The organism is Streptomyces diacarni, from assembly GCF_003323715.1.
GTDB lineage: Bacteria > Actinomycetota > Actinomycetes > Streptomycetales > Streptomycetaceae > Streptomyces > Streptomyces diacarni.
Map to the genome: position 1 here is coordinate 160,340 of NZ_QOIN01000036.1, position 17,567 is coordinate 177,906.

General features: G+C 72.9%; 12 protein-coding genes. 6 read left to right on the plus strand and 6 right to left on the minus strand.

Annotation, left to right across the window (positions count from 1 at the left end):
- The first annotated feature begins 75 nt into the window (after positions 1-75).
- From DTL70_RS09375 to DTL70_RS09385, 3 genes are all read left to right on the plus strand, one after another.
- Positions 76-1,644, plus strand: coding sequence for an ArnT family glycosyltransferase (locus DTL70_RS09375; RefSeq protein ID WP_114021406.1), 1,569 nt, complete (start codon positions 76-78; stop codon positions 1,642-1,644).
- A gap of 176 nt (positions 1,645-1,820) precedes the next feature.
- Positions 1,821-2,270 carry a hypothetical protein gene (locus DTL70_RS09380; protein WP_181860848.1) on the plus strand — a complete coding sequence of 150 codons (450 nt, stop codon included), beginning with the start codon at positions 1,821-1,823 and terminating at the stop codon, positions 2,268-2,270.
- Positions 2,267-4,576, plus strand: coding sequence for a hypothetical protein (locus tag DTL70_RS09385; RefSeq protein ID WP_114021407.1), 2,310 nt, complete (start codon positions 2,267-2,269; stop codon positions 4,574-4,576). The genes DTL70_RS09380 and DTL70_RS09385 overlap by 4 nt, the downstream gene beginning before the upstream one ends.
- 112 nt (positions 4,577-4,688) lie before the next feature.
- On the opposite strand, the gene DTL70_RS09390 is transcribed toward DTL70_RS09385, so the two are convergent.
- The 5 genes from DTL70_RS09390 to DTL70_RS09410 form a co-directional block, all read right to left on the minus strand.
- On the minus strand, positions 4,689-6,815 hold the full coding sequence (locus DTL70_RS09390) for a 3-hydroxyacyl-CoA dehydrogenase NAD-binding domain-containing protein (protein ID WP_114021408.1): 2,127 nt from the start codon (positions 6,813-6,815) through the stop codon (positions 4,689-4,691).
- Positions 6,812-8,029, minus strand: coding sequence for a thiolase family protein (locus tag DTL70_RS09395; RefSeq protein ID WP_114021409.1), 1,218 nt, complete (start codon positions 8,027-8,029; stop codon positions 6,812-6,814). Before DTL70_RS09395 ends, DTL70_RS09390 begins: the two co-directional genes overlap by 4 nt.
- A 368-nt stretch (positions 8,030-8,397) precedes the next feature.
- The gene (locus tag DTL70_RS09400; RefSeq protein ID WP_114021410.1) at positions 8,398-9,663 is read right to left on the minus strand and encodes an HRDC domain-containing protein; all 1,266 of its coding nucleotides are present in this window, start codon (positions 9,661-9,663) and stop codon (positions 8,398-8,400) included.
- A 106-nt stretch (positions 9,664-9,769) separates the two neighbouring features.
- On the minus strand, positions 9,770-10,450 hold the full coding sequence (locus DTL70_RS09405; RefSeq protein WP_027737418.1) for a response regulator transcription factor: 681 nt from the start codon (positions 10,448-10,450) through the stop codon (positions 9,770-9,772).
- A gap of 1,474 nt (positions 10,451-11,924) precedes the next feature.
- Positions 11,925-12,596, minus strand: a complete 672-nt coding sequence (locus tag DTL70_RS09410; protein ID WP_114021411.1) for a DUF3000 domain-containing protein — start codon at positions 12,594-12,596, stop codon at positions 11,925-11,927.
- A gap of 75 nt (positions 12,597-12,671) precedes the next feature.
- Between DTL70_RS09410 and hemE the strand changes: the two genes are divergently transcribed.
- Positions 12,672-13,769, plus strand: a complete 1,098-nt coding sequence (gene hemE, locus DTL70_RS09415) for a uroporphyrinogen decarboxylase (protein ID WP_181860849.1) — start codon at positions 12,672-12,674, stop codon at positions 13,767-13,769.
- 45 nt (positions 13,770-13,814) lie between these two features.
- On the opposite strand, the gene DTL70_RS09420 is transcribed toward hemE, so the two are convergent.
- A complete protein-coding gene (locus tag DTL70_RS09420) occupies positions 13,815-15,215 on the minus strand; it encodes an FAD-dependent oxidoreductase (protein WP_114021413.1) in 1,401 nt (466 codons plus the stop codon).
- A 176-nt stretch (positions 15,216-15,391) separates the two neighbouring features.
- On the opposite strand from DTL70_RS09420, the gene hemG reads away from it, so the two are divergent.
- Both hemG and hemQ read left to right on the plus strand, forming a co-directional pair.
- Complete coding sequence (gene hemG, locus DTL70_RS09425; protein ID WP_114021414.1) at positions 15,392-16,852, plus strand: protoporphyrinogen oxidase; 1,461 nt, start codon at positions 15,392-15,394, stop codon at positions 16,850-16,852.
- Complete coding sequence (gene hemQ, locus DTL70_RS09430; protein WP_114021415.1) at positions 16,849-17,565, plus strand: hydrogen peroxide-dependent heme synthase; 717 nt, start codon at positions 16,849-16,851, stop codon at positions 17,563-17,565. Before hemG ends, hemQ begins: the two co-directional genes overlap by 4 nt.
- The last annotated feature ends 2 nt before the right edge of the window (positions 17,566-17,567 follow it).

Genomic DNA, 17,567 nt, shown 5'->3' on the forward strand with positions numbered 1-17,567 from the left:
CCGTTGTGGGCCGAGAGGGCGGCGCGCGCCGGGGGTGGCGGCCCGTCCGTGGCGGGCCTCGCTAGATTGGGGCGTATGCCGTTGCCCCGTACCGTCCGCGTCGAGCGGGCCACCGTGCAGCGTGTCGGCCGACGCACCGAGGCGGCGTCCGCGACGAACTGGACGCGGCTGATCACCGTCCTGGCGGCGCTGACCGTCCTCACGCGCCTGCCCTCGTTCGTGCGCACTCCGTGGAACCCCGACGAGGGCTTCCTGGCGACGCAGGCACGGCAGTTGGCGGACGGGGGAGTGCTCTACGAGACCGTCGTCGACCGCAAACCCCCGCTGGTGCCCTGGCTCTACCGTGCCGCCTTCGCGGTGTTCGGGGACGATTCGCTGTGGCCGGTGCGGGTCGCGGCGATCCTCGCCGTGCTGGTGGGCGCCGTGCTGGTGGCCTCCATGGCGGCGCGGCGCTGGGGGGAGCGGGCCGCGTGGGTCGCGGGCCTGTGCTACGTCTTCCTGTCGGTGGGGCTCGACCCCGAGGACACGCAGGCCGCCACGTTCGAGGTTTTCATGCTGCCCTGGACGGTGGCCGCGATGTGGTGCGCGGAGCGCTCGCGCTGGTTCGTGGCCGGGCTCGCCGTCGCCGGGGCCGTCTTGACGAAGCAGACGGGTGGCGCCGTCCTGTTGCCGGTCTGTGTGGTGCTGTGGCGGTCGCGGGCCGGGTGGACGGCGATGCTCGGGGCCGGCGCGGGGACGGCGCTGCCGATCCTGGGCACCGCCTTCGCCTTCGGACCGGGGAAGTTCCTGTACTGGATCGCCACCGGATCCGGCGCCTACCTCTCGGCCGACGGGGCCGGTCTCAAACCCGTGCTGCGTGCCCTGGGGGCGCTCGGACTGCTGACGCTGGCCGCTCTCCCGCTCGTCGTGGCCCTGGTGCACGCCGTACGGCGGCGCCGCGTGGGCGGGCACCCGTACACGGCCACCTGCCACGGGTATCGCCCGCCGCTCGGCGGCACCGCCGACGTGTGGCTGTGGCTCGCCGCGTCGTTGGCCGCCGCCGCCGTCGGACTCCAGTTCTTCGGCCACTACTTCCTCCAGCTCGTTCCCCCGCTCGCCCTTCTCGGGGCCGCGGCGCTGCACGAGCTGACGGCGCGGGCCGCGACGGCGGCGCTCGCCGGCACGGCGCTGCTGGCGTGCGGCTATGTCGGGTGGGGCTTCACGGCGGGGCGCGACGAACTCGACCACGCGCACCGGCTCGCGGACACCGTCCGCTCCTACACCGACCGCGAGGACCGGGTGCTGCTGTGGGGCATGCACCCGGAAGGGTACTGGCTGTCCCAGCGCGCCCCCGCCTCCCGTTATCTGACCGCCGGCTTCCTCACCAACTTCAGCGGCGGCCGCGGCGAGGCGCGGGTGGGGGAGCGGTACGCGATGGAAGGCGCCTGGCAGCGCTTCGAGAGGGACCTGCGGCGGCGGAAGCCCGAGCTGGTCGTCGACGACTCGCGCGGCAAGGAGTACGGGGTGCGGCGCACGCCCACGCTGCGCCGCCATCTGGGCCGTCACTACGAGAAGGTGGCCACCATCGACGGCTCCGAGTTCTATCTGAGGACCAGCCTCGACGCCGTCGGCCTCCACCGGGAGCAGGCTGCCGGTTCCCGCTGAACGGGCGGCTCCGCGCGGTTCCCGGCTGTCCAGCTTCCGCACCCCGGTTGTCCAGCTTCCGCACCCCGGTTGCTCGCCTTCCGTTTCCCCACGGCCGTTATGTTCGCCGCCCGCGCGCGGGGACGGCATCCCGCGGCGCGCGATCCGACGACGCACAGGGACAACGGGAGGACAGCGTGTCGTTCCAGGAGGAGTGGGCCCAGATCAAGTCCGCGTACGCGCCGGACGGCTCGGCCCGCACGAGACTCGCCGGAACGGGCGCCCCGAACGGGCATCCGGACGGCCAGGAAGGCCCGCGGCCCGGGCTCACCGTGACGGCCGGCGTGCTGCGGGGGCGCGCCGGCCGGGCGGATACCGTCCGCGGCTGGTTCCTCAAGGCCGACGACGCGGTGATGCGCGAGACCGGCCAGGTCGCCGGCAGCCTCAAGGGCTTTTGCACCGACACGGCGCTCGCCACCTTCCAGGAGCGGTGGCGCGAGCAGATGGCCTACGTCTCGCAGCAGTTCACCGGCACGGCCACCGCGCTGCGCGACGCGGCCTGCGCGTTCACGGCCGAGGACCACGGGCGCAAACAGGACCTCGACGCCGTCCCCGGCGGCGAGCACCGCGACGGCGGCAGGCCGTGAACGAGGGGCCCGGCTACTCGGAGGTCAGGGGGGCCGACCTGACCCCGCTGGACGAGGCGGTCGCCACGTGGCGGAACGCGCCCGGCGCCTTCCAGCAGGTCGCCACCGACTTCGGCACGGAGGTGACCAAGGGCCTCGCACACGCGCGTTGGGAGGGCGAGGCGGCGCAGGCGGCGTGGCGCCGGCTGCGTACCGTCGACGCCCAACTGCGTGCGGCGCAGGAGGAGTCGCGCCGCGTGCACGCGGTCCTCTCCCAGGGCCTGGAGGCGTTCCGCGCCGCACAGCAGGCACTCCAGGCCATCGAGGACGAGCTGGCGGGTCACGCGCACCTGATTCTCGACACGAGCGACGGCTCCGTCAGGCTGCACCTGACCGACGCGGAGGAGAAGCACCGCAGCGCCTACACCAAGGCCTACCGAGAGACCGTCGCCGCCTACCGCGACCGTACCCGCTCCGCCCTCGCACACGCCGGCGACGCCGACCGGGACCTCGCGCACGCGCTGACCGCCGACGTCAACGGCGCGGCACGCGGCTTCAACGACCATGGCTACGCCAGTCTCGAGGCGGCGCGCGCCCACACCGCCCGCGATCTCGCCGAAGCCCTCCGCCTGGCCGGTGTCGCACAGGGCCGCATGACCTCCGCACAACTCGGCAGACTCACCGCGTTGCTCACCCGGCACAGCCGCGACGCGGAGTTCGCCGAACGGTTCGCCGCCGGGCTCGGCGCGGAGAACACGCTGCAGCTCTGGTACAACGCCACCCACCCGCACCACCCCGACCACCCGGACACGCGGATCGACGAGAAGGAGTGGTGGCACTCCGCCGGCACGCTCCAGGATTCCCTCGGCACCACCCTGGCCACCGCCTCGCACGCCGACACGCCCGCGATGCGGCGCTGGCAGCAAGAGATCATCGCCCTCGGCGACGAGCGCCTGCGGACCGGCGCGGCCACTCACCCCTACGGCTTCCAGCTGATGAGCAACCTGCTGCGCTCCGGCAGCTACGACACCGGCTTCCTACAGCGCTACGGAGACAAGCTGCTGGCCTGGGACGAGAAGCTCAACACCCGCGACGGCTACGCCTACTGGGCCAACACGGCCACCACCGGCACCCTCAACCCGCGCGGGCAGCCCGACGACGACGGGCACGACGCGGTGATCGGCTTCCTGGCGGCCCTGGGCCACAACCCGGAGGCGGCGACGGCCTTCTTCGCCCCGCCGGACGGCGTGCGCGGCGCCGTCGACCGCGACACCGAACTCAGCGGCCACCTCACCTACCTGACCGAGGAGCGCAACTGGGTCTTCGACGGGAACACCGGCGCGGGCCCGCGCCGGATGCCGGGACACGAGGCACTCGGGCACGCCCTGACCGCGGCGACCACCGGCTACGCCTGGGACGACCCCGTACTCGGCGGCCGGAACCCGGAGCTCTACGAGGACGGCGGCGACCGCCGCACCGCGGCCACGGCACGCGTCATGGAACAGGTCGTGCGCGTCTACGGGGGCGAGGAAGGACCCCGGCTGCTGCACGAGCAACCGGCGCTGGCGGCCGGCCTCGGCGCGATGGGAGGCGCGTACGTGGACGACCTCAACCGCGCCGTCAGCGGCGTCGGCGACGCGCTGCGGAACACCGACGCGTTCCCGCCCGCTCCCGGGGCGGCCGACCTCGGCCGCGACGAGGCCGTGGACTTCCTCAGCGTCCTCGGCCGGCACGAGGACTCCCACCGGATCATGAACCAGGCCGAACACCTCTACACGCTCGAGCGGCTGAGCGACAACCCGCCCGCGCAGGGCGCCGAGAGCTGGGCGAAGGGGCGGCGCGTCCTGCTCACCGAGGCCGAGGTCCGCGGCACGCTCGACCACTCCCGGGTCCAGCAGATCGAGGCCGCGTACGCGGCGGACAGCGCGGCCGCGCAGGACGCCTACCGGCAGTCCGCCAACTGGACGCGCGTGGGCATGAGCGCCTCGGCCCCCGCGCTGGCCAACGGCGTGCTGCACGTCGTGGGAAAGAGCGGACCCTGGGGCGTCGCCATTCCCCTCGTCCAGGCGGCCGGTGTGGAATTCGCGAAACTCTTCCACGAGGACGCGGTTTTCGGTGGCCCCGATACGCCGGACCCACCGCACGACCAGGACCAGTTCTTCGCCCGCGGAGAGCACGAACTGGGCGCCACAGCGGAGAAGTACCTCGCCTCTTACGGAGAAGGGGCCGATGTGAGGGGTGATCTCGCCGACGACATCAAGAGCAGATATCTGGCGACGGGCCCGCAGAGCAATGCCTACGAGGGCCCGGAACCGTACACGGGATGATCCCGGCCCGCCTGGGCAGCCCGGGAGCCCGGAAACGGGCGTGGCGACCGCGGAAGAGGCTCGGCTCCTCCGCGGTCGCCACGGCACGGGGTGCGGGGCGCTGCTCAGTCCCTCACGCGGGGACGGTGGCGACGCCCGGAGCCAGGAAGCGGCGCGAGGTGACGCGCTCGCTGACGCCCTCGCGGTCGAGGTAGGGCGTGATCCCACCGAGGTGGAAGGGCCACCCGGCCCCGGTGATCAGGCACAGGTCGATGTCCTGCGCCTCGGCCACCACCTCGTCGTCCAGCATCAGCCGGATCTCCTCGGCGATGGCACCCAGCGCCCGCTCGCGGACCTGCTCCTCGGTCAGCACGCTGTCCCCGACCTGGAAGAGCTCGGCGACCTCGGGGTCCAGCTCCGTCGTACCCGGCAGGTACAGGCTGCGCTTGCCGGCCTCGACGACGCGGCCGAGGTTGTCCGAGACACCGAAGCGCTCGGGGAAGGCGCCGTGCAGGGTGCCCGCCACGTGGTGCGCGACGGCCGGGCCGACCAGCTCCAGCAGCTGGATCGGCGACATCGGCAGCCCGAGCGGTGCCAGCGCCCGGTCGGCGACCTCCACCGGGGTGCCCTCGTCGATGGAGCGCAGGACCTCGCCCAGGAACCGGGTGAGCACACGGTTGACGACGAACGCCGGCGCGTCCTTGACGAGCACCGCCGTCTTCTTCAGCTTCTTCGCGACACCGAACGCGGTCGCCAGCGCCGCGTCGTCGGTCTTCTCACCGCGCACGATCTCCAGCAGGGGGAGGATCGCGACGGGGTTGAAGAAGTGGAAGCCGACCACGCGCTCGGGGTGCTCGAGCTGCGAGGCCATCTCGGAGACCGACAGCGAGGAGGTGTTGGTGGCGAGGATGGCGTGCTCGGGCACGACCGCCTCGACCTCGGCGAACACCTTCTGCTTGACGCCCATCTCCTCGAAGACGGCCTCGATGACGAAGTCGGCGTCGGCGAAGGCGGTGGCCTTGTCCAGCGACCCGGTCACCAGGGCCTTGAGGCGGTTGGCCTTGTCCTGGTTGACGCGGCCCTTCAGGAGCAGCTTGTCGATCTCCTCGTGGCAGTAGGCCACGCCCGCCTCCACGCGCTCCTGGTCGATGTCGGTCAGTACGACCGGCACCTCCAGGCGGCGGGCGAACAGCAGACCGAGCTGCGAGGCCATCAGCCCGGCGCCGACGACGCCGACCTTGGTGACCGGACGCGCCAGGTCCTTGGAGGGGGCGCCGGCAGGGCGCTTGGCGCGCCGCTGCACCAGGTCGAACGCGTACAGTCCCGCACGCAGTTCACCGCTCATGATCAGGTCGGCCAGCGCCTGCGTCTCGGCCTCGAAGCCCTGCCGCAGGTCGCCGTTCTTGGCGGCGGCGATGATGTCCAGGGCCCGATAGGCGGCCGGTGCGGCGCCGTGCACCTTGCCGTCCGCGATCTGCCGGCCGCGCTGCACGGCGGCGTCCCACGCCTCGCCGCGGTCGACCTCGGGCCGCACGACCTCGATCTCGCCCTTGAGGACGGCCGCGGTCCAGCGCAGCGACTCCTCCAGGAAGTCGGCGCCTTCGAACAGGGCGTCGGCGATGCCGAGTTCGTAGACCTGCTTGCCCTTGAGCTGGCGGTTCTGGTTGAGGGAGTTCTCGATGATGACGCTGACCGCGCGGTCCGCGCCGACCAGGTTCGGCAGCAGCGCGCAGCCGCCCCAGCCGGGCACCAGACCGAGGAAGACCTCGGGCAGCGAGAAGGCGGGCAGCGCGGCCGAGACGGTGCGGTAGGTGCAGTGCAGCCCGATCTCCACACCGCCGCCCATGGACGCGCCGTTGTAGTACGCGAACGTCGGCACCGCGAGGTTGGCCAGCCGCACGAAGACATCGTGGCCGCCCTTGCCGATGGCGGCGGCGTCCTCGTGCCGCTTCAGCAGCTCGACGCCCTTGAGGTCGGCGCCGACGGCGAAGATGAAGGGCTTGCCGGTGACACCGACGCCCTTGATCTCGCCGTCGACGGCCTCCTTCTCCACCTGGTCGAGGGCCGCGTCGAGGTTGGCCAGCGACTGCGGGCCGATGGTGGTGGGCTTGGTGTGGTCCAGCCCGTTGTCCAGCGTGATGAGGGCGAACCTGCCGGCGCCGCCTGGCAGGTCGAGGTGGCGTACGTGCGCCTGGGTGACGACTTCGTCGGGGAACAGCTCGGCCGCGCCCCTCAGCAGCTCAGCGGTCTTGCTAGTCACTTGTTGCCCTCCCAGTGGGGGTTCTCCCAGATGACGGTCCCGCCCATGCCGAAGCCGACGCACATGGTGGTGAGGCCGTAGCGGACGTGCGGCTGCTCCTCGAACTGCCGGGCGAGCTGGTTCATCAGCCGCACCCCGGAGGAGGCCAGCGGGTGTCCGAAGGCGATCGCGCCACCGTACTGGTTGACGCGCGGGTCGTCGTCGGCGATGCCGTAGTGGTCCAGCAGCGCGAGCACCTGGACGGCGAACGCCTCGTTGATCTCGAACAGGCCGATCTCGTCGATGGACAGACCCGCCTTGGCCAGCGCCTTCTCGGTGGCCGGGATCGGGCCGACGCCCATGACCTCCGGCTCGACACCGGCGAACGCGTAGGAGACCAGCCGCATCTTGACCGGCAGGCCCAGCTCGCGGGCCACGTCCTCGGCGGCCAGCAGGGAAGCGGTCGCACCGTCATTCAGACCCGCCGCGTTGCCCGGGGTGACCCGGCCGTGCGCACGGAAGGGGGTCTTGAGTCCGGCGAGGTTCTCCAGCGTCGTGCCGGGCCGCATCGGCTCGTCCGCGGTGGCCAGGCCCCAACCGGTCTCCCCTCCCTCCGGCGAGGTGCGGCGGAGGGAGATCGGCACCAGGTCTGGCTGGATCCTGTCGTTGGCGTACGCCTTGGCCGCCTTCTCCTGGCTGGCCACGGCGAACTTGTCCGCGCGCTCCTTGGTCAGGTGCGGGAAGCGGTCGTGCAGGTTCTCGGCGGTCATGCCCATGAACATCGCCGACTCGTCGACCAGCTTCTCCGAGACGAAGCGCGGGTTGGGGTCCACGCCCTCGCCCATCGGGTGGCGGCCCATGTGCTCGACACCGCCGGCCACCACCAGGTCGTAGGCGCCGAAGGCGATCGACCCGGAGGTCGTCGTCACGGCCGTCATGGCGCCCGCGCACATCCGGTCGATGGAGAAGCCGGGCACGGTCGTGGGCAGCCCGGCGAGGATGCCGGCGGTGCGGCCGAGGGTCAGCCCCTGGTCGCCGATCTGGGTGGTCGCCGCGACGGCGACCTCGTCGATGCGCTCCGGAGGCAGGTCGGGGTTGCGGCGCAGCAGCTCACGGATGCACTTGATGACCAGGTCATCGGCGCGGGTCTCGTGATAGATGCCCTTGGGGCCCGCCTTGCCGAACGGGGTGCGTACGCCGTCGACGAAGACGACGTCCCTTGCGGTACGAGGCACGTTGGCTCTCCTCCAGGTGCGGCCAGGGGTCGGTCGACCCCCATGCTACTTACCGGTAACCAGGTGGCAAGGGCCGACCACGGGGAAGGGCACACGTCACATCACACGGCGGGCGAGCGCGGCGTCACAGCGCCGCGTTTCACGCACGAGCGTCACGCTCCACCACGCGTGAGCGCGGGAGCCGGGACGAGGCTTGCGGCGCGGGGACCGCGGCTGGGCGCGGGAGCCGGGACGAGGCTTGCAGGCACGGGAGCCGGGGCTGGGCGCAGGCGTCGCGGCACGGAAGCCGAGCCGCCCGGCTCAAATGTCGCCGCAACGGCGGTCGGAGGCCCGGGGAGTCGAGCCGCTCGCACACCAGGGCGAGCGGCTCACGCGCCGGGAGACGAGAGCGCGGCACGCAGCAGCTCCGCCGTCTGCGCGATCTGCCACTCCCGCGCACCCAGCCCGCGCAGCGCACCCGAGACGGACTCCGCGCTCACCGCGGCAGGCGGCTCCCAGCACAGACGGCGCACCGTGTCCGGCGTCAGCAGATTCTCCTGCGGCAGGTTCAACTCCTCCGCGTGCCGGGTGACGGCGGCCCGCGCCGCCGACAGCCGGGCCGCGGCCGCCGGATCCTTGTCCGCCCACGATCTGGGCGGCGGCGGACCACTGGTCGCCTGCCCCTGCTGCGGCAACTCCTCCTCGGCCAGCGCCCGCGCCCGATCGACGGCGGCCTGCCACTGATCGAGCTGCTTGCGGCCCATCCGCTGCCCGAACCCGGGCAGCGCCGAGAGAGCACGCGCCCCGGTCGGCATCGCCAGGGCGGCCTCCACGATCGCCGCGTCCGTCAGCACCTTGCCGGGCGAGACGTCCCGCTTGCGTGCCACCGCGTCCCGCGCGAACCACAGCTCCCGCACCACCGCCATCTGACGGCGACGACGCACCTTGTGCATGCCCGACGTGCGGCGCCACGGATCCTTGCGGGGCGGCGGCGCGGGGGCCGCGGCGATGGCCGCGAACTCCTCCTGCGCCCACTCCAGCTTCCCCTGCCGGGACAGCTCGTCCTCCAGCGCGTCCCGCAGGTCCACCAGCAGCTCCACGTCCAGCGCCGCGTACCGCAGCCACGGCTCCGGCAGCGGGCGCGTCGACCAGTCCACCGCTGAGTGCCCCTTCTCCAGCGCGTAACCGAGCACGTTGTCCACCATCGCGCCCAGCCCCACACGGGCGAATCCGGCCAGCCGCCCGGCCAGCTCCGTGTCGAAGAGCCTCGTGGGCCGCATACCTATCTCACGCAGACACGGCAGATCCTGCGTGGCGGCGTGCAGCACCCACTCGCTGCCCGCCAGAGCCTCATCGAGCCCCGACAGATCGGGGCAGGCCACCGGGTCGATCAACGCCGTGCCCGCGCCCGCGCGACGCAGCTGCACCAGATAGGCCCGCTGCCCGTAGCGGTAACCCGACGCGCGCTCCGCGTCGACGGCCACCGGACCGCTGCCCGCACCGAAAGCCTCGACGACTCGTGCCAGATCCTCGGCGGAAGCGGTCACCGGAGGAATCCCCTCACGGGGTTCCAGCAGGGGGACCGGCGCCGGCGCTGAGTCTGCGGAGGGGGCCTGAGCTGCGGGGGCTGCTGCGGTCTCTTGGGCGTCGGTCACCCGTCAAGGGTAGCCGCGCACACGCGCCGCCGGGCGCCCGCCGACGGAACGTTACGTCGACGAGCGCCCGGAAAGCGGAACGGCGCGGGAGGAAAGACCCGAGGATTCAGTGGATGATGCCCGTCCGCAGCGCCACGGCGACCATGCCCGCGCGGTCACCGGTGCCCAGCTTGCGGGCGATCCGGGCGAGGTGGCTCTTGACGGTCAGCGCCGAGAGGCCCATCGACACGCCGATGGCCTTGTTCGACTGCCCCTCCGCGACGAGGCGCAGTACCTCCACCTCGCGGCCCGACAGTTCCCGGTAACCGCCCGGGTGTCCAGGACCGCCCGGGCCGCCGCCGGGGCGACGGTGCATCCGGGCCGCCGCCGCGGCACCGATGGGGGCCGCGCCGTGCCGCGTCGGCATGGCACCGCCCAGGTTGGTACGGGTACCGGTGACGACATAGCCCTTGACGCCGCCGGCCAGCGCGTTGCGTACGGCGCCGATGTCATCGGCCGCGGACAGCGCCAGCCCGTTGGGCCAGCCCGCGGCTCTCGTCTCCGACAGCAGGCTGAGTCCTGAACCGTCGGGCAGGTGCACGTCGGCCACGCAGATGTCGCGCGGGTTACCGACGCGGGGACGGGCCTCCGCGATGGACGACGCCTCGATCACATCCCGCACCCCGAGAGCCCACAGGTGGCGGGTCACGGTGGAGCGGACACGGGGGTCGGCCACGACGACCATGGCCGTCGGCTTGTTCGGGCGGTAGGCGACCAGGCTTGTGGGGTGCTCAAGGAGAACAGACACCGGGCCTCCTGGGGGGAGTGGCTGTGGGGGACGGAACCGAACGAGTCGGATATTCCGTGTGAAGGGTCACAGACTCCTTCGGCACCTTCTCCGTGCCTCTTTAGAGAAAGATCACGAATTAGTGACCCGAATTTCCCCAATGCCGTTTCCGGCGCCAATTCCCTCCTCGAAGAACATTCCTTTGTCTACACAGAGACTGATAGGTCGAGACCGGTGACCGGAATTCGGAGAGGTTCTTTGTAGACAAAACAACGCGACGGGATGCCACGTCGGCGGGGCGCCGGGAAAGGGGCCGTGGCCCCGCGGGGCCACGCGGGCGCAGGGGCTTGGCATGCGCGAAGGGGCCGGCTAGGGGGCCGCAGGGCAGTGCCGCGCGCGGCTGCCTACGCGTGTCAGGTGGTGCGGACGGGCCTCGCCCGTGCTGGTCGTTCCACGTCTGTCGGCCGAAGCCGCGAGCAGGAACGCGGTCGCTCCGCAGGGCTCGCGGAAAGGCGCGGCGGGCGAGACCGATTGCACACGGCCACGGGGTTCGCCGGCTCGGCGTCGCCGACCGCTCCCAGGGGCGGGCGTGCTGCCAACGGCCGACATGGCTGATGGCGACCGGGGCGGGGCGGCCGACGAGTCTTTCGGCGACCTCCCGGCCCCCGGAGCGCTGAGCCGAGCCCGGGCGCTGGACTGTTCCGGCCCCGGTATGTGTCAGCCAGGAGCGACCAAGGCGCCGCATCGCGCGGGCGTCGGCGGTGCCGGTCGGTCAGGCGGCCGGCCCGGGGCCTGTCCCCACCGGCCGCGGCCGGTGGCTTTCCGCAGTGGCCCGGGGCCGGTCGCGCCCGAACCCGTCCGGGCCGGTCGCCTCCCGAAACCGTCCGAGGACGGTCGAGCCTCGGCGACCTCCGACGCCGGCCGGTTCGCTCGGTCGCCGGTGGAGAAGCGGGCGAGCGGACCGGAGCCGGCAAGGGGGGGGCGAGGGGAGGTCGGGTGGGCGCGGTACGCGCCGGCGGTGCCGATCGGGCCGGGGCTCGGTGGCGAGGGAAGCGGCCGGGGTGGCCCGGTGGCCCGGGGAGGGGTGGCCCCGGGAGCCCGGGAGCCCGGGAGCCCGGGAGCTCGGTGGCCCGGAGATCCGGTGGCCCGCGAGTCCGGATGCCGGAGGTCCGGGAGCCCGGTGGCCCGGTGGCCCGGTGGCCCGGAGGCCCGGAGGCCCGGAGGCCCGGCGGTCCGCGAGTCTCCGGATGCCCGGGAGCCCGGGAGCCCGGAGGCCCAGGAGTCCGGTGGCCTGGAGGCCCGGAAGTCGGTGGCCTGGTGGCCAGGAGCCCGAAGGCCCGAAGGCCCGGGGGTCCAGAGGCTCGGAAAACCGGAGGCCCGCGAGTCCAGAGGCCCAGTGGCCGGGAGCCCGGGGGCCCGGGGGCCGCAGGCCCAGGGGCCCGGAGGGCCTGGTGCTCCGGGCGGTCGTCGTACCGTCCGGAGCCCGCGGTGGGTGTCAGTGGGGGCCGCGGCGTTGGGGGAGCTGGACGACCGAGGTGCCCTCGCCGGTCTCCGGGGGCAATCCGGCGCACTGGCAGAGGAGTTCGCACCAGGCTGTCAGGTGTGCGGAGGCGTCCGGTGTGGAGCCCTCGGGGGTCCAGCTGGCGCGGATCTCCAGCACCTCCTCCGCGGGGCGTTCGGCGAGGCCGCCGAAGAACGCGGAGCTGGACCGTGTGACCGTCCCGCTCGCTTCCCCGTATCCGGCGCCGCGTGCCTCCAGTGCGCCGGTCAGCCACGACCAGGTCACCTCGGGCAGCAGGGGGTCGCCGGCGATCTCCGGTTCCAGTTCGGCGCGGCCCAGGGTGACGACCCGGAAGGTGCCTCGCCAGCCCTCCTGCCCCTGCGGGTCGTGCAACAGGACGAACCGTCCGTCGGCCAGTTCGACGCCCGCGTCGTCCGGCTCGGTCACGGCCGCTTCCAGCGCGAACGCGTAGGGCGCCAGTCGCTTGGGTGCAGGCAGCGGGGAGATGCGCACTTCGGGGCGCGGCCGCGTCTCGCTCAGCGCGGTGACCGCAGCACGGAAGGGTGGGGGAAGGGAGTCCCCGCCACCGCCACCAGAACCGCCCGTCCCGCCGGTGTCTTCCACTCCGCCGAAGCCTCCCGCCTTCGCTGCCCGACCCGCAGTCATGGGTCCGAAGAGTAGGCGGCGGCGGGCCTTGAGGCTGGTAGGGACACCCCGTTCGGCCGTGGGAGACTTCCTTGTGTGAGTGGAAACGACCGCCCCGTGGGCCAGCCGACGCAGACACCGAACGCCCCAGCCGACCCCGCCGGGGACGCTGTCCTCGATTCGGCGTTCCTTCGGGCGTGTCGTCGTGAGCCGGTGCCGCACACGCCGGTGTGGTTCATGCGGCAGGCGGGACGCTCGCTGCCCGAGTACCGCAAGGTGCGTGAGGGCGTCGGGATGCTGGACTCGTGCATGCGGCCCGATCTCGTCGCCGAGATCACTCTCCAGCCCGTGCGGCGGCACAAGGTCGACGCGGCGATCTACTTCAGCGACATCGTCGTCCCGCTCAAGGCCATCGGTGTCGATGTCGACATCAAGCCCGGTGTCGGCCCCGTCGTGGAGAAGCCCGTTCGAAGCCGCGCCGATCTGGAACGGCTGCGGACGCTGGAGCCCGAGGACGTCGCCTATGTGACCGAGGCGATCGGGATTCTCACCCGCGAGCTGGGTGGCACGCCGCTGATCGGTTTCGCCGGGGCGCCCTTCACTCTCGCCAGCTACCTGGTCGAGGGCGGTCCCTCCAAGAACCACGAGCACACCAAGGCCATGATGTACGGCGAGCCCGAGCTGTGGGCCGACCTGGTGGACCGTCTCGCCGACATCACCGCGGGCTTTCTGAAGGTGCAGATCGAGGCGGGCGCGAGCGCTGTGCAGCTGTTCGACTCGTGGGTCGGCGCGCTCGCTCCCGAGGACTACCGGCGCAGGGTGCTGCCGGGCTCGGCGAAGGTCTTCGAGGCCGTGGCCCCCTACGGCGTGCCCCGCATCCACTTCGGCGTCGGGACCGGTGAGCTGCTGTCCCTGATGGGCGAGGCCGGCGCCGATGTCGTCGGCGCCGACTGGCGGGTGCCGGTGGACGAGGCGGCTCGCCGGGTCGGTCCCGGCAAGGCGATCCAGGGCAACCTCGACCCGGCGGTCCTCTTCGCTCCCCGCGAGGCCGTCGAGCAGCAGGCCGGGCGCATCCTGCGGGCCGCCGACGGTCTCGAGGGGCACATCTTCAACCTGGGCCACGGGGTGCTGCCCGACACCGACCCGCAGGCGCTGACCGACCTGGTGTCCTACGTGCACGAGCACACCAGCTGAGGCCGCGGGCGGCACCGGGCCGCTGGCCCGGTGCCGCGCCGGTTCTCAGCCGGCGCGCACCGCTGCCGCCGCCTTTCTGGCGGCCACCAGGACCGGGTCCCACACGGGGCTGAACGGTGGGGCGTAGCCCAGGTCGAGTGAGGTCATCTGCTCCACCGTCATTCCCGCGTGGAGGGCGACCGCGGCGATGTCGACGCGCTTGCCCGCGTTCTCCCGGCCGACGATCTGGACGCCGAGCAGCCGCCCCGAGCGGCGCTCGGCGATCATCTTGACGTGGATGGGGCGGGTGCCCGGGTAGTAGCCCGCCCGGGTGGTGGACTCGATCACCACACTCTCGTACTGCAGCCCGACCGCCGAGGCTTGTGCTTCCAGCAGGCCCGTCCTGGCGATCTCCAGGTCGCACACCTTGCTGACGGCCGTGCCCACCACGCCGGGGAACGTGGCGTAGCCCCCGCCGACGTTCTGGCCGATGACCTGGCCGTGCTTGTTGGCGTGGGTGCCCAGGGGGACGTGCTGGGCGCGGCCGGAGACGAGGTTGAGGACCTCTACGCAGTCCCCACCCGCCCACACGTTCTCCTGGCCCCGCACCCGCATCGCCAGGTCGGTCAGCAGCCCGCCCGACGTGCCCAGGGGCAGTTCGGCGGCGCGCGCCAGCTCCGTCGCCGGCCGCACTCCGAGGCCGAGCACGACGACGTCCGCCGGATACTCGGTGTCCTCGGTCGCCACCCCGCGGGCCCGCCCGTCCTCGTCGGTGAGGATCTCGGTGACGGCGGCTTCGAGCACCGTCTCGATGCCCAGGGAACACATGGCCTCGTGCACCAGCCGGCCCATGTCGGGGTCCAGGGTGGACATGGGCTGCTCGGCCTTTTCGAGCACCGTCACCTCGTAGCCGCGCTGGACGAACGCCTCGGCCATCTCGACGCCGATGTAGCCCGCGCCGACGACGACCGCCCGCCGCGCGCCTTCGCCGCCCGAGCCGCCGCCCCGCTCGATGCGGTGCTCCAGTGCGTCGAGCAGTTGACGTCCGTCGTCCAGCGTCTGCACCCCGTGCACGCCCTCGGCGTCGATGCCGGGCAGCGGGGGGCGGGTCGGTACGGCGCCGGTGGCCAGCACCAGGTGGTCGTAGCCCTCCCAGCGCTCTGTGCCCGCCTCCTCGCGCACCCGTACCCGCGCACCCGCGAGGTCCAGCTCGACGGCCTCGGTGCGCATGCGCAGGTCGATGCCGCGCGAGCGGTGCTCCTCGGGGGAGCGGGCGATCAGCGCGTCGCGCTCCTTCACGTCACCGCCGACCCAGTAGGGGATGCCGCAGGCCGAGTACGAGGAGAAGGGGCCGCGCTCGAACGCCACGACCTCCAGATCCTCGGGTTTCCGCAGCCTGCGGGCCTGCGACGCGGCCGACATGCCCGTCGCATCGCCGCCGATGACCACCATCCGCTCCGCCGCCATCCTCGAACTCCTCTCGCCGTCCCGCCCGTGCCTGCTGTGCGTGCTGCGTCTGCTGTGCCCGCTTGTGCTGTCCCACTTCTACGCCTGCTTCCGCGCCCGCTGCGCCCTCCCACTTCTTCTGACCCACTACCGGGCCCCACGTTATGCACCATCCGGCACTCTGCGAGACTTGCGATATGCACGTACTTGTCATCGGAGGTGGCATCTCGGGTCTGGCCGCCGCGCACCAACTCCTCGCGGACGGTGCGCGGGTGACCGTGCTGGAGGCCGGGGCCGTGCTCGGCGGCAAGCTGCGTGCCGGAAGCATCGCCGGCACCGCCGCCGTGGACCTGGGCGCCGAGTCCATGCTGGCCCGCCGCCCCGAGGCCGTGGAGCTGGCCCGCGCGGTCGGGCTCGGCGAGCGGCTGGCGCCGCCGTCCGTCGCGGGCGGTGCCCTGTGGACGCGCGGCACCGTGCGCCCCATGCCCAAGGGGCACGTGATGGGCGTGCCGGGCGACCCGGCGGCCGTGGCGGGCGTGGTCTCGCCCGAGGGGCTCGCCCGTATCGAGGAGGACGAGCGGCTGCCGCGTACCGAGGTCGGCGAGGACGTGTCCGTGGGGGACTACGTGGCCGGGCGGCTCGGCCGCGAGGTCGTCGACCGGCTCGTGGAGCCCCTGCTGGGCGGCGTCTACGCCGGTGACGCGTACCGCATCTCGCTGCGCGCCGCGGTGCCGCAGCTGTACGAGGCGGCCCGCGGCGAGCGTTCCCTGCTGGCCGGGGTGCGCGCCGTACAGCAGCGGGCCGCGGCGGGTCCCGCGCGCAGGGGACCGGTCTTCATGGGTGTCGAGGGCGGCATCGGCCGGCTGCCCGGGGCGGTGGCCGACGCCTGCGCGGCCAAGGGCGCCGACATCCGGCTGAGCACGCCGGTGCGGGAGCTGCGCCGGGTGGCGGGTGAGGACGGCGCCCGGGACTGGCTCGCGGTCACCGACCACGGCACGGTGCGCGGGGACGCGGTCGTGGTGGCCGTACCCGCGCCCGCGGCGGCCCGCCTGCTGGGCCCGCACGCACCGGACGCCGCCGCCGGTCTCGACCAGGTCGCGTACGCCTCGATGGCGCTGGTCACCCTGGCCTTCCGGCGGGCCGACTGCGACGGTCTGCCGGACGGCAGCGGCTTCCTGGTGCCACCGGTGGACGGGCACGCGATCAAGGCCGCCACCTTCTCCACCCGCAAGTGGGGCTGGGTCGCCGAGCAGGATCCCGGTCTGTTCGTCCTGCGCACCTCGCTCGGCCGGCACGGCGAGGAACGGGTGCTGGAGAGGGACGACGCCGAACTGGTCGAGCTGTCCCTGGGCGACCTGCGCGCCGCCACCGGGCTGCGTGCCCGACCCGTCGACACGCTGGTCACCCGCTGGCGCGGCGGCCTGCCGCAGTATCCGGTGGGGCATCTGGAACGCGTGTCGCAGATCAAGGAAGCCGTCGCCCGGGTCCCCGGGCTGGCCGTCGCCGGCGCGGTCTACGAGGGCGTGGGCATCCCCGCCTGTGTCGCGGCGGGCCGCCGCGCGGCCCGGCACCTCGTGCAGCACCCCGCCAACCCCGCCGACCGGACGGTCCCCCAGGCAGGGGAGACCGGCGAACGAGAGCAGAGAAGAGAGCCATGACCGACGCACAGCCCAAGGCCCCCAACGCGGGCAAGAAGGCCAAGGACCTCAACGAGGTCATCCGCTACACCCTCTGGTCCGTCTTCAAGCTGCGCGACGTGCTGCCCGAGGACCGTGCCGGGTACGCGGACGAGGTGGAGGAGCTGTTCGGTCAGCTCGCCGCCAAGGACGTCGTGGTCCGCGGCACCTACGACGTCTCCGGGCTGCGCGCCGACGCGGACGTGATGATCTGGTGGCACTCGGAGGAGTCGGACGCCCTCCAGGACGCCTACAACCGCTTCCGCCGCACCAGGCTGGGCCGCGCGCTGGAGCCCGTCTGGTCGAACATGGCGCTGCACCGTCCCGCCGAGTTCAACAAGTCGCACATCCCGGCCTTCCTCGCCGAGGAGGAGCCGCGCAACTACGTGAGCGTCTACCCGTTCGTGCGCTCCTACGAGTGGTACCTGCTGCCGGACGAGGACCGCCGCAGGATGCTCGCCGACCACGGCAAGATGGCGCGCGGCTTCCCCGACGTGCGGGCCAACACCGTTCCCGCGTTCTCGCTGGGCGACTACGAGTGGGTCCTCGCCTTCGAGGCGGACGAACTGCACCGCATCGTCGACCTCATGCGGCACCTGCGGGGCTCCGAGGCGCGGCGGCACGTCCGCGAGGAGATCCCCTTCTACACCGGTCGCCGCAAGCCGGTCGCCGAACTGGTGGCCGGGCTGGCGTAAGC